This window comes from Bacillus sp. AFS055030, from assembly GCF_002574545.1.
Taxonomy (GTDB): Bacteria; Bacillota; Bacilli; order Bacillales; family Bacillaceae_G; genus Gottfriedia.
On sequence record NZ_NUGT01000026.1, the window covers coordinates 49,325 to 62,409 of the forward strand.

General features: G+C 32.7%; 15 protein-coding genes. All 15 read right to left on the reverse strand.

Features of this window, described 5'->3' with window-relative positions; all coding sequences use genetic code 11:
• Window positions 1–236: 236 nt before the first annotated feature.
• The 15 genes from CN925_RS11540 to CN925_RS11610 all read right to left on the reverse strand — a co-directional run bounded on the left by CN925_RS11540 (window position 237) and on the right by CN925_RS11610 (window position 13,007).
• The gene (locus CN925_RS11540) at window positions 237–881 is read right to left on the reverse strand and encodes a TetR/AcrR family transcriptional regulator (RefSeq protein WP_098846379.1); all 645 of its coding nucleotides are present in this window, start codon (window positions 879–881) and stop codon (window positions 237–239) included.
• A 3-nt stretch (window positions 882–884) separates the two neighbouring features.
• Window positions 885–1,901, reverse strand: a complete 1,017-nt coding sequence (locus CN925_RS11545) for an ABC transporter permease (protein ID WP_098846380.1) — start codon at window positions 1,899–1,901, stop codon at window positions 885–887.
• Window positions 1,898–2,617 (reverse strand): ABC transporter ATP-binding protein, encoded by a 720-nt coding sequence (locus CN925_RS11550; RefSeq protein WP_098846381.1) that lies wholly within the window; start codon window positions 2,615–2,617, stop codon window positions 1,898–1,900. Before CN925_RS11550 ends, CN925_RS11545 begins: the two co-directional genes overlap by 4 nt.
• Window positions 2,618–2,790: 173 nt before the next feature.
• On the reverse strand, window positions 2,791–3,483 hold the full coding sequence (gene mtnN / locus CN925_RS11555; RefSeq protein ID WP_098846382.1) for a 5'-methylthioadenosine/S-adenosylhomocysteine nucleosidase: 693 nt from the start codon (window positions 3,481–3,483) through the stop codon (window positions 2,791–2,793).
• Window positions 3,484–3,637: 154 nt separating this feature from the next.
• Window positions 3,638–4,234: a YrrS family protein gene (locus CN925_RS11560; RefSeq protein WP_098846383.1), complete on the reverse strand. Its 597-nt coding sequence runs from the start codon at window positions 4,232–4,234 to the stop codon at window positions 3,638–3,640.
• Window positions 4,235–4,301: 67 nt separating this feature from the next.
• Window positions 4,302–6,062 (reverse strand): peptidoglycan D,D-transpeptidase FtsI family protein, encoded by a 1,761-nt coding sequence (locus CN925_RS11565; protein ID WP_098846384.1) that lies wholly within the window; start codon window positions 6,060–6,062, stop codon window positions 4,302–4,304.
• 73 nt (window positions 6,063–6,135) lie between these two features.
• The gene (gene greA, locus CN925_RS11570) at window positions 6,136–6,612 is read right to left on the reverse strand and encodes a transcription elongation factor GreA (RefSeq protein ID WP_098846385.1); all 477 of its coding nucleotides are present in this window, start codon (window positions 6,610–6,612) and stop codon (window positions 6,136–6,138) included.
• A 211-nt stretch (window positions 6,613–6,823) separates the two neighbouring features.
• The gene (gene udk, locus CN925_RS11575; RefSeq protein WP_098810303.1) at window positions 6,824–7,459 is read right to left on the reverse strand and encodes a uridine kinase; all 636 of its coding nucleotides are present in this window, start codon (window positions 7,457–7,459) and stop codon (window positions 6,824–6,826) included.
• A gap of 20 nt (window positions 7,460–7,479) precedes the next feature.
• The gene (locus CN925_RS11580; RefSeq protein ID WP_098846386.1) at window positions 7,480–8,757 is read right to left on the reverse strand and encodes a peptidase U32 family protein; all 1,278 of its coding nucleotides are present in this window, start codon (window positions 8,755–8,757) and stop codon (window positions 7,480–7,482) included.
• Between the two features lie 113 nt (window positions 8,758–8,870).
• Entirely contained in the window at window positions 8,871–9,803 is a 933-nt protein-coding gene (locus tag CN925_RS11585) for a peptidase U32 family protein (RefSeq protein ID WP_098846387.1), read from the reverse strand.
• A complete protein-coding gene (locus tag CN925_RS11590; RefSeq protein ID WP_098846388.1) occupies window positions 9,796–10,455 on the reverse strand; it encodes an O-methyltransferase in 660 nt (219 codons plus the stop codon). Before CN925_RS11590 ends, CN925_RS11585 begins: the two co-directional genes overlap by 8 nt.
• Window positions 10,456–10,689: 234 nt before the next feature.
• Window positions 10,690–11,784 carry an endolytic transglycosylase MltG gene (mltG, locus tag CN925_RS11595; RefSeq protein ID WP_286138330.1) on the reverse strand — a complete coding sequence of 365 codons (1,095 nt, stop codon included), beginning with the start codon at window positions 11,782–11,784 and terminating at the stop codon, window positions 10,690–10,692.
• A 121-nt stretch (window positions 11,785–11,905) separates the two neighbouring features.
• Window positions 11,906–12,196, reverse strand: a complete 291-nt coding sequence (locus CN925_RS11600; RefSeq protein WP_056472710.1) for a DUF1292 domain-containing protein — start codon at window positions 12,194–12,196, stop codon at window positions 11,906–11,908.
• A gap of 124 nt (window positions 12,197–12,320) precedes the next feature.
• On the reverse strand, window positions 12,321–12,737 hold the full coding sequence (ruvX, locus tag CN925_RS11605; RefSeq protein ID WP_098846389.1) for a Holliday junction resolvase RuvX: 417 nt from the start codon (window positions 12,735–12,737) through the stop codon (window positions 12,321–12,323).
• Window positions 12,738–12,740: 3 nt separating this feature from the next.
• A complete protein-coding gene (locus tag CN925_RS11610; RefSeq protein WP_056472706.1) occupies window positions 12,741–13,007 on the reverse strand; it encodes an IreB family regulatory phosphoprotein in 267 nt (88 codons plus the stop codon).
• Window positions 13,008–13,085: the final 78 nt, after the last annotated feature.

A 13,085-nucleotide genomic window follows, 5' to 3' on the forward strand; every position in this document is an offset into this window, starting at 1 on the left:
TGATGATACTTACACATCTTTAAAATATTGATTGTCAAAAAGAAGATATTTTTATTTTTAGAGGTTAGTTAAAATATTTATATTTCAACCAATACTACGTATACATCAAAAATATAATAATATTTTTCAATTGAAATTAAATAATGTTCGTATTTTTCAATATTGACTATATTATATTTCAACACTCTGAAAAAAAGAGATTATTTAAACCCCTTGAATGTTTTAACTTGTCTCAGTTATTTTAGACCATCTTTAATATACTCAATCGTCCGTTTTGTTTCTTGTTCTTCGTTCCATAGCGGTGTATTTTCTAGTACGATCGAAGAAATAACTAAACCAATTACTGTTGAGATAATTAATCTTAGTACTGTCGGTATTTGTAGTTGTTTTATTTGCCCTTTATCGATAAACGATTGTAATACAGTAGCTACTTTAGGGTACATTTTGTCTTTGAAGAGTCTTTTTAACTCTTCTTGCATATCGTCTTGGAATGGCATTTCTTGTATGATTATTTTTATTACCTCTTTATTTTTCTTTGCAAATTCCATCCGATTTTTAATAAGCGCGTTAAGAAAATCTTCAAATGTTTCGTACTCTAAATGAAATACTGCTTTAGAAAAACGATCCATTTCAAAAGGAGCAATTGTTTTGACTAATGTCGGTTTGATAATACTTTTTAATAAATCCTTTTTTGTTTTAAAGTAACGAAAAATAGTGCCTTCAGCAACTTTTGCTTTTTTTGCAATTTCATTGGTAGATGTACTAACGAAACCTTTTTCTGCAAAAATTTCAATTGCAGCTTCAAGAATTTTTATTTCTTTCTCATTCATTTCTTGTAATTTTTCTTCTGGTAAAAACTCTTCTAATTTAATTGGTAACACTCCTTAAATTGAACGCTGTTTCTTTAAAGCAACTATATTTAAAGAAATAAATACGATTGAAAATCCAAGTAGGATTAATAATTGATAGACAACATCAGAAAGCGATTGCCCTTTGATCATAATCCCTCTTAGAGCTTCTGCACCATATGTCAGTGGTAAAATCCCCCCGATCAATTTAAACCAGTTAGGTAAAAATGCCGTTGAGAAAATACCTGAAAAAAGTATTTGTGGAACAGCAATCACTGGAATAAATTGTACAACTTGAAATTCATTATTTGCATAAGCAGATAACAGCATGCCAAGTGTAAGAGCAGTAAGCGATAAAAGAATATTAACTACGCAGACTTCCCATGCACTTCCTACATTATACATATCTAATACACTGATTGAAAAGATTGTTATAATGATCGATTGGATTAAAGCAAAAAATCCAAAGCCTAAAATATATCCAACTACTATTTCCCATCTTTTGACTGGCGTGACAAGTAATCTTTCTAGTGTTGTTGTTAATCTTTCTCTTACAAATGAAATTCCTGATAAGATAAATACAAATAAGAACGAGAAAAATCCAATAAATATTGGTCCAATCGAATCAAATGATTCCATATTTTTACTACCATAAATTGGGTCCATTACAATTTTAAGTTTTGAAGGTGTATTCTCCTTAACTGCAAATTGAATTGCATCCATTACTGCAGTTGTTCTTGCTTTGTCTGTTCCTTCAAACTGTACTACTATTTCACCTGATTTAAATAAGACAGCACCATCGAGATCCATATTCTTCAATTTCTCTTTAATGTCTGCAGGATTTACATTTTTTACTTTCGCATAATCTTTCACAATTTGCTCAAATGCTGGAGGGGCATCTACTAGAGCTAAAGTTGGTTTCGTATCATCCTGTTTTAAAATATAAGAAAATAAGAACAATAACACGATTGGGGCAACAAAAATCATTGCAAGAGATCTTCTATCTTTTAAAAATTGTTTTATTATTCGTTTAGAAATCGCAAAGACTCTCATGAGCTCACCTCAGTATTAAAATATAGGTCTTCGATTTTGCCAGTTTTTGATTGTGAGATTAAATTTTCCGTAGTATCTAGCGCGATTAATTCTCCTTCTCTAATTAACCCGATCCGTTCACATTTTTCAGCTTCTTCCATGATGTGGGTCGTAATGATGATTGTAGTACCCTCTTTTTTCATTTCAAAAAATTGATTCCAAATTTGCTTCCTTAGTACTGGATCAATTCCTACTGTTGGTTCATCAAGGATTAGTAATGTAGGTTTATGAAGGATTGAAATTGCCAGAGAAAGACGTTTTTTCATTCCCCCAGAGTATTGATTAACTTGCTTATTTAATGAATCCTCTAACCCAACAATTTGTGCAACTTCTTGAATTCTCGATTTAAGTTCTTTACCTTTTAAATTATATAAGGCACCAAAGAAACTTAAATTATCTGCTCCCGTTAGATCGCTATATAAAGCGTCTGATTGTCCCATATAGCCTATTGACGGAAGAACTGTAAAATTAGGCATTTCATTATTGTAAACTAATACTTCACCTTTTGAACTTTTATCGATCCCAGCAATTAATTTTATTAAAGTTGTTTTACCAGAACCTGATGGGCCTAAAATCCCAAATATCTCACCTTTTTGAATATTCATCGAAATATTTTTTAGTACAGCTCTTTTTCCAAATAAACGGTCAACATTTTGAATTTGAACAACATTGCTCATCTTATTCCTCCGTTCAAGTCGATTCCTTTATTAACTTTAAAATGAGTGAGTACTCACTCCATATCTTTATCTTAATTCACTTTTTATTCTCAGTCAATAAAAAGTGAGTACTCACTCAATTGTATTTGGATAAAAAAAGAAAGATGCCTATTAGACATCTTTCCTTAAAAGATTTATAACGCTTTAATCATTTCCTCAACCATTAATGTTGAATTAACAGCTGCAGTATGAAGGAATTGATCAAATGAAATATTTGATTCTTTACCTGCGATATCTGACAATGCTCGTGTCACAACAAATGGTACTTTAAAAGCATAACAAACTTGAGCGATTGCAGCTGCTTCCATCTCTACAGCATACAGATCACCAAATTTATCTTTTACAAAATCAACTCTTACTGGATCGTTCATAAAAGAATCACCAGTTACGATTAATCCTTCAACAACTTGGATACCATTAATTTTTTCAGCGCATTTTTTAGCGATACCCTTTAATTTGTCATCAGAAGGGAATGCAGCTGGCATACCTGGAACTTGTCCATATTCATAATTGAATGCAGTAACGTCTACATCATGGTGACGCACTTCAGTTGAGATAACAACGTCACCAACATTTAAGTCAGTATGAAGCCCGCCTGCAGATCCTGTGTTAATAACCACATCTGGCTGATACTTTTCTAAAAGAATTGCTGTTGCCATCGCTGCATTAACTTTACCAATTCCAGACTTTAATAAAATTACTTCTTTTCCTTCGTATGTACCAATGTTATATTCTGAGCCTGCAACTTCTTCTTTTTTCAGGTTGTCTAATTTATCACGTAATACATGTACTTCTTCTTCCATTGCCCCAATAATTGCTATTTTCATACTTCAAATTCCCTACTTTCTCATTCAAACTTTAATCATTTTACCATATAGAGCCATAGCATTCATCTTTAAGATTACGTACAGTAAAAAAACATTTTCAATCTTAAATAAATGAGCGTTGATTTCCGCTAAGGAGCTTACTTGTTTCCACATTTTAATACTTTAGATCCTTTACTTCTTGTACCAAAATTGGGAGCCAGCCTTCTTTTACAACCCAGTGTAAGTATACAACATATTTATAGCTTAGGTCGTTTGTAGCAACATATACTTTTATACTTTGTTGATCGTATCCTTTTGAAAGATGCCAAACAGAAAAATCTTCTTTTGTTAAAGAAATCGCATTTGATACAGCTTCTTCCATTTCATAAAAGTCCTGTGACTGATAACTAAAATGAATTGTATGAGGCTCGGCTTGGCTTGTTTTGTTAGGTACCCATTCTTTAACAGTCGATTCGATAATATTTTCATCATTTATTGAGTCTTTAATGATTTCATTTACTTTTTCACGATAATTCGCTTGATAAGGATTCGGTATATCTGTCATTTGCTTTGGTTCTTGAGCAATTGGAGTAAACATAGCTTTTGCAGTATTAGGCTCTATTTTTTGTTGGTTGAGTATCGGTAAAGTTATTTTAATTCCTAAATAGAAGATTCCACAAAGAAGTGGAATAAGTAGTATTCGGTAAAAATAATTTCCTCTTCGTACTCGTCTTAATTTTTGGACCCTTTTGTTTGGTTCAATTGAAGTCATTAACAAAATCCCCCAAAAACAACTAATTTTTACCTATTTTAACATAGAGTTAATTAATTAAAAATAGCTATTTTGTGTGGCTTTTATCAAAGTTATCGATCGATTTTATTAAATTTGTAACAGTGTCAGAAGTAGATGTAACTTCGTTTGGAACATTTAAACTAACAACTGCAAATGCATACCTTGGCTTATCATATGGAAAATAACCTGCAAACCATTTGTTCTGTTCGACTATTTTACCATCTACTACTTTTGTTTCCGCAGTTCCACTTTTCCCTGCTAAAGTGTAAGGCAAACTAGCATATCGATTTCCCGTTCCTTTCGCGTCCGTAACGACACCTCGAAGTAACTCTCTTAATTGTTGCATTGAATCTGGAGCTAAATAATCATCAACTAATGTCTGTTCTTTAAATTTAAACATTTCTGTACCATTTTTATATAATACAGAATCGACTACTTTTACTTGTTTCGGGCTTCCCCCACGTGCGATCGTCGCCATCATATTTGCGACGGCTAAAGGCGATACTTTTACATCCTGTTGCCCAATGGAAGTATTTAAGAGCTTATCACTTAAATAGTTTCCTACAAAATATGTTGGTTTCCCTTCATTTTGAAATTGACTAAAACTAGACTCATGATATACAGCCCCCGTCCAGCCTACTGGACCATCTAAACCTAGCTTTTTTGCATATGTCTGAAACATATCTTTATTTTTTAACGTTAATTGCTTGCCTAATTGTCCAAATGTGTAATTACAACTTTGATAGAAACTTTGTTGAAATGTTAAATTACCTTTTCGCTTTTTCTCTTCATCCTCGTATTTACCTACTAAATTATTATTGCAATTATACAATTGATTTTCTTTAACAATTCCTTGATCTATTGCTGCCGCCGCTACAACTGTTTTAAAGACTGAACCAGGAGTACTAGCTAAGAGTGCGTAATTAGTCGCTGTATTATCATTTTCAGAAAATAAATTTTGGAAATTCATTTTAGGTCTGCTTACCATTGCTAATAAATTGCTAGTTTTTACATCAATTAGCACTGCTGCACCTTTTTGAAGTTTAGCTTGGTCAACAGCTTGTTCTAAAATTTGTTGTAAATCCTTATCTAATGTAGTAGAAAGGGAAACTGGATAAAATGGATTACTAGGTTTCGCATATTTCACTTCATTTCCAAACATCGGTTTACCTAAATTATCTACGTGTAGCATTAAATTAGACGTGCCATCAGATTTTAAGAAATCTTCAAATTGAGCTTCTAATCCAATTACTCCAAATTCTTTAGGCTTATAATCTCGATCACTTTCATACTGTTTTTCATATTGTTCTTTATTTTCCCTAGCTATTCCAATTAGGTGTTCTGCCAATTGTTTATCATCTTGATCTTGAGATAGCATGGAAATTAATCCAGAAACATGTAAATTATTTATTTCATCAATTTTCTCCGATGTTAATGTTTTTGTTATTCCTTTTAATGTAAAAGGCTCTTTTTTACCAATAAACTGATTTTTTATATTTGCAACCGGGACGCCTGTAATCGACGATAGCTTTTCAATCGGCCAATCGATTGTTTTTAAAAATGGAAATAAAATAACTTTTGGAGTGTAAGCTGCACTTAATAATTTTCCATTTCGGTCAAGTATTTTTCCGCGTCCATTATCAATCCGAAACTGAAACGTTCTTTGAGCAACACTTCGTTCAATTAAATTTACCTTTTGTGGCCCAAAATTCTTTTGGTGTAGGACACTAATATCTAAACATCTGTATACAATTAAAGTAAATAGTAACGAAAATATCATTAAAATGGCTTTGATCCGTCTATGCATATAAAAAACACCTCATCTACAGTGTAGACGGGGTGTTCTTTTTTCAAACTATTAAATTGTTAAACAAATCAAATTATTTAACAGCAATAATTCTTACTTGCATATCTCCACCTGGCGTATTAACTGTTACTTCTTCGCCAACAGTTTTGCCTAATAGGCTTTTTGCGATTGGAGAATCATTTGAAATTTTACCTTCAAACGGGTCAGCCTCAGCACTACCTACAATTGTATAAGTTTCTTCGTCGCCAGCAGGTAATTCTAAGAAAGTTACAGATTTACCTAAAGTTACTGTATCTGATGCATCGTTATTTTCTGTAATAATTTCAGCATTACGGATCATATTTTCTAAAGTTGTAATACGACCTTCAACAAATGCTTGTTCGTCTTTTGCAGCATCGTATTCAGAGTTCTCTGATAGGTCCCCAAAGCTACGAGCAATTTTAATACGCTCTACTACTTCAGCACGCTTTACTGTTTTTAAATTTTCTAATTCTTGTTCTAATTTTTCTTTCCCAGCTAAAGTCATAGGGAATTTTTTTTCGTTAGCCATTTTGTACACTCCTTTTAGTATCCACCGTTTCTTTTTATGTAGAACTTCTAAATAATGTTTATACAATATAGTTGTACAAACAGTGTATGAGAATAAATAAAGAAACATTCAACTTATGAAAACGCATTCTTTTATATAGAAAGATGAAGAAGTGAATTCTTCTCCATCTTTCCAAAATTATTTTTAGGAATTATTCTCTTATATGAACGTATTATAATACACTTACTCTTTCAAGTATAGTCTGAATTTTTGTTGCCATTAAATCAATGGCCACAAAGTTCTGACCGCCTTCTGGTATGATAATATCTGCAAATTTCTTAGATGGTTCGCAGAATTGATTATGCATAGGGCGTACAACATTTACATATTGATCTACTACAGAATCGACTGTTCTTCCACGTTCTTTAATATCTCGTTGAATTCGGCGAAGAATTCGTAAGTCAGCATCCGTATCTACAAATATCTTTATATCCATTAAATCACGTAAACGCTCGTCTTCTAATACTAAAATACCTTCTAAAATAATAACTTCTTTTGGTTCTACAGGGATTGTTTCTGAAGATCTTGTATGAATTGTATAGTCATATACAGGTTTTTCAATTGCTTTGTATTGCAATAAATCTTTTATATGCTCAATAAACAAATCATTATCAAACGCTAATGGATGGTCATAATTTGTTTTCAATCTTTCTTCCATTGGTAAATGCGTTTGATCTCTATAATAAGAATCTTGCTGAATCATTAAAATTGAATGACCTTTAAATTGATCATAGATTGCTTTTGTTACAGAAGTTTTACCAGAGCCAGTCCCTCCAGCAATTCCAATTACAATGGGCTTTTTCCCCATACTTCAATCCCTCTTTCTTATCAAACTAACTTTTTTCTCATCATGTTGTAAGGATAAACTTTTTGATCCACTTTAATTTTTACAATTTCTAATGGATGTCTTGCAGCGTCTACTTCTGTTCCATCTTCATTAACAATTACACCAACTGTTTGTTTGAAGTTTTCAATTTCAGGTCCAAAGAATTCGATTTCGTCACCTGGTTTAAAGTAGTTACGTTGTTGGATCGTTGCAATACCAGTTTCATCATCATAGTCTAATACAAGACCTGCGAAATCATACGTTGTTTTTTTGCTATGATTTCCATACATTTGCTCTTTCATTCCTGGGAATCCTTCAAAAAACGAAGAAGCAGTGTCACGATTAGCACATTTATCAAGTTCTTCAACCCATTCTTCTTTAAATTCAAAGTTATCAGGGTCAGCACAATATGCATCAATTACTTTACGGTAAACAGATACTACTGTTGCAACGTAATGAATTGATTTCATACGTCCTTCAATTTTTAAACTATCTACACCCATTTCAATAAATTTAGGAATTGAACGTAATAAATTTAAATCTTTAGGGCTCATTGCAAATGGTGCATCTTCTTTTGCAAATAAAGCATTTTCTGCAGCATCTGGATTTTGTGATTCAGTTTGAACTAAATCATAATCCCAACGACATGATTGGCAGCAACCTCCACGGTTTGAATCACGTGCAGTCATGTGATTACTTAAAGTACAACGGCCAGAATAGGCAATACACATTGCGCCATGAATAAATGTTTCAATTTCAACGTCTACTTTTTCTTTGATTTCTTTTATTTCTTCATAGCTTGTCTCACGTGCTAATACTAATCGATGTAGTCCTTCTTCTTTCCAGTATTGAGCAGCACGATAATTTGATAAAGATTGTTGTGTACTTAAATGTACTTCTAATTTTGGTGCAGCTTCTTTACATGTTTCAATAATATATGGGTCAGCTACAATAATTCCTGTAACTCCTGCAGCTTCAATCCCTTGTAAATACTCAACTAATCCGTCCATGTTTTCGTTATGAGCAAATATATTTGTTGTTACATAAATCTTTGCATTAAATTTGTTTGCAAATTCTACTCCTTCAGCCATTTCTTCAATTGAGAAGTTATCTGCATTCGAACGTAGGCCAAACTCTCTACCACCAATAAATACAGCATCTGCGCCATATCTTACTGCAATTTTTAATTTTTCTAAATTACCAGCAGGTGCTAATAGCTCAGGTTTTTTTACGATTATACGTTTGCCATCAACTATTTTATCTAATTGTCCAATTGCCATTATGAATCCTCCTCTTTAATACAGGACTACAGTCCAAAGCTCTAAAATACCGTTTTTGGCAATAGAATCTATTGGCTATCCTGTTGTTATTCCATGTTCTAATCTTACTTCTATTAATACACCGTTTCTTTAAAGAAGAATCCTGTGTCCAGTGGTCTGTTTACTGGTTGGATTGCTTCGATTTTGTCGAAAAGTTCGTCTTTGATTTCTTCGTAAGCTTCACGGTCTTCTACACATAGGTCTATAGCTTGTCTATATAGTTTTGTAACTTCAATGATATACTCTGAAGATTTTAAGACACCATCAATTTTGAATGAATCAATACCTGCATCAACTAATTCTTCTAACTCGTTAACAATACAGATATCATTTGGACTCATAATATGCGTTCCGTTTTGATCTTCAAAAATTGGATATTTATTGTTACGCTCGTGGTCAACTAAGAACATATTTCTTTCATATTTCTTTTGTTGAACGATTTCTAAATTCTTTCCTTGGTATTCAAAATAGTTACCAACAAGAGAACGTTTTGATTGGAACATAGCAGTCATTCCATGTACTTGTACTTCGATTTCTACTTTAGCATTTTCTTTTATTTCAGCGACAGCTTCAAAGCTTAATTCTCTAGCTAATACCGCACGTTTAGATCCACGTTTACCCCAGTAATTACAAGTAAACCAGTTTGTAGCTGTTGTTTCAGTATTCCAATGTAATTGCATATTAGGTGCAATCTCACGCACTGACATAAGCACTGCAGGATCTCCAAATACAATTGCATCCACATTTGCATCTCTTAAAAAAGTAATATAATCTTCAATTTCATCAAGAATCTCATTATGGTAAACGCCATTCATCGCTACATATACTTTTACATTTTTTTTATGTGCAATTTCTACTGCTTCTTTTACAGCTTCACGATTAAATTCGCCCGCTAAACGTAATCCAAAACGTTGTTCACCTATAATAACTGCGTCTGCACCAGCATCAGCTAATTTATCTATATCATTTAGGTTAGTTGGCGTAACTAATAATTCAGGCTTATTCATTATTAACTCCCCTTTTTTTGCTAATAGCAACTCCATCACCAATTGGTATAATTGTTGAATCATACTTAGGGTGATTCATTAGCCATTCATTGTAATTTTGAATCTTTTTAATTAATGCTTTCTTTCGTCGATCATCAACTAGATCCGCACTTTCAGCAACTTGGCCTTTAAATAAAACATTATCAGAAATAATAACACCTCTGTCTGATAACAAAGGCTCATATAATTCAAAAAATCGTTTATACTGAGCTTTAGCTGCGTCGATAAAAATAACATCAAATTGTCTGTTTTCAGGCAACTTTTCTTTTAAAAGTAAAGCGTCACCTTCTAAAAGTAGAATTCGATCACTGTAATCACTTCGCCCAATAAACTCTTTTGCTTTGCGAATTCTCTCCGCATTTCGCTCCATTGTAACAATCTTCACATTTGGAAATTCTTTTGCCATCCGAATACTTGAATAGCCTATTGCACTACCAATTTCAAGAATGGAAGTCGGTTGGATTAAATAAAGTAAACCAAGCATAAATTCCATGCCTGCTTTATCCATTATCGGTACATGATGCTCAAGTGCATAAGTTTCCATTTCTTCTATAAAAGGTTCTCTATGTTTATAAAAATTCGACAAGTATTGACGAACTAAAACGTCATTCATTGCTAATAAAGCCTCCAATAGAAATACAACCTTGTCTAAAAACAAGGTGTAAGTAAAATTTCTTTGTATCTGAATTTATTTAGACCCGTAATATTCTAACATAAAAAAAAGACCCTTGGCTAGTACCAAGAATTGTTGCAACGCTTTCACTATTCTTTAATTTACAAAATTCCTCAGTAGACTATTTATACTACTGAGGAATTTAATATTTCGTATACAAGTATTTCCAACTTTTTATTTTATATGCTTTTCTTTTTCAGTATTGTGCTCTTTTAACGATTTTGTAAAGATTACTTTTCCTGTTTTATCAGCAAGGAAATATAAATAATCTGATTTGGCAGGCTCAAGAGCAGCTACTATACTATCAATGCCAGCACTTGCGATTGGACCGATTGGTAACCCTTTAATGTAATAAGTATTATAAGGAGATTTAACTTCTAAATCTTTATATAATACGCGTTGTTTATGTTTACCTAGTGCATACAAAACCGTTGGATCCGTTTGTAACGGCATTCCTATATCTAGACGATTGTAAAATACACTTGAAATTAACTTTCGATCTGTTGTACCTGTGGCTTCCTCCTCGATTAACGATGCCATTGTTAATGTCTGATGGGGAGTAAGCTTTTTGGTATCCATTTCTGTTTTAAATTGGTCTAATATTTTCGCTGTTTCAGTTAACATCGGTGTTATAATTTGTTCTAAGCTTGGGGTAAAATCCCCATACATATAAGTTGAAGGATATAAGTAGCCTTCTAATGGGTAGCGGATTCCAGGTTTAAAAATATCATTCGTTAGTAACTCAGGAAACTTTTTTTGTAGCCCCTGGATAAATACTTTATCATTCAACTGTTTTAGTACAGCTGCTTGATCTAATTTAAATTCTTTTGCAATAATCACTGCGATTTCTTTTAATTGTGAGCCTTCAGGAATCATTACATCCTTCACTGAAACCTGATATTTACCACCTACTTGTAAGTGGTTTACGATCGTTGCAACTCCTTGGTTTTCGCTAAAATGATAATTACCTGATTTCATACTTGTGTTATTATGCAGTTTCACATACATTTTAAAAATTGATGTATTTTTTATTAAGTTTTTCTCTTTTAAAATTGCTGCAATATTATCAACAGAGCTTCCTACAGGAATTGTTACTAATTTAATTTGTTTATTTGCTGAGTTAACAGGTTTTAACATATATTTATAAGTTGCAAACCCCGCTCCAATTACGACAATACAAGCAATAATTAAATATGTAAAAATAAGCATAACTTTGCTTTTTTTATTTGTATTCTTGTATCCATTTTTATCAAAATTGTTTATTGACAAACTTATCTGCCTCCTTTTCCACGTTATAGTATACTACAAAAATGTGCTAAATCGGCAATTTTCTACATAAAAAAATGCTAAACACTTTTATTAGTGCTTAGCATTTTTTTATACAGAGATCTTATTCTCCTTCTTCTTCGTCAAAGAACGTATTTAATACTTCTTCAACCATTTCCCACTCTTCGTCAGATTCGATTGGATATAACTCTCCATCTTCACCATCTTCTGCAGGAATGAAGCTAGATGCATGGTAGATTGGGTCTCCATCTTCATCAAACTCTTGTCCAACTGGACTATAAATTACGTATGATTTACCATAATCATCTGATTCAAAAGTCATGATAATATTGCAAAGAATCTCATTACCTTCCTCATCGATGATTGTAATTTGTCTGTCTTCACCGTGTTCCATTTATATCACCTCTATTATTTTAATCCTTTTATGTATTAGTATAAAAGAAAGTAGATGGAGAAGCCGCCAAAAAAAGTTAAACTGCAAATACTCTTGTTGTCGGCCATATCTCCATTCTTCTTTATCACTTTATACTATCTAAGTAGTTTTGTAAAATAACTACTGCTGCCATTTTATCGATTACTTGTTTTCTTTTCTTACGACTTACGTCAGCAGAGATTAGAAATCGTTCGGCAGCCATTGTTGAAAGTCTTTCATCCCATAGTATAACCGGAAGATTGAATTCTTCTTCAATCATTTTTCCAAAACGCTTGCAAGCTTCACCGCGTTCTCCAATACTTCCGTTCATATTTTTAGGAAGACCTACAACTATTCTTTCGATTTCGTAGCGATCGATGATTTCTTTTAGTCGGTCTAGTCCAAATTTCTGACGTTCTTCATCAATTTTGACTGTCTCAATACCTTGAGCTGTCCAACCAAGCGCATCACTTACAGCTACACCAATTGTTTTAGTACCTACATCTAGCCCAAGTGCTCTCATTAATTATTCTCCACGATGTTGTTGTAAGTAAGATTTAACTAATTCCTCAATGATTTCATCACGCTCTAATTTTTTCATCATACTTCTTGCGTCATTGTGACGAGGAATGTATGCAGGATCACCTGATAATAAGTATCCTACTATTTGATTGATTGGATTGTAGCCTTTTTCTTGTAACGCGTCATGAACCTTTAACAAAACTTCATTAACTCGTATATCTTGACCTTCATCTTGCAAACTAAACTTCATCGTTTTATCAAATGAATCCATACAAAGCACCCCACTTATCCGTATATTTTTAACTAATTACATTGTACCATTTTTATTACGCAGTTACGAATCAGCTAA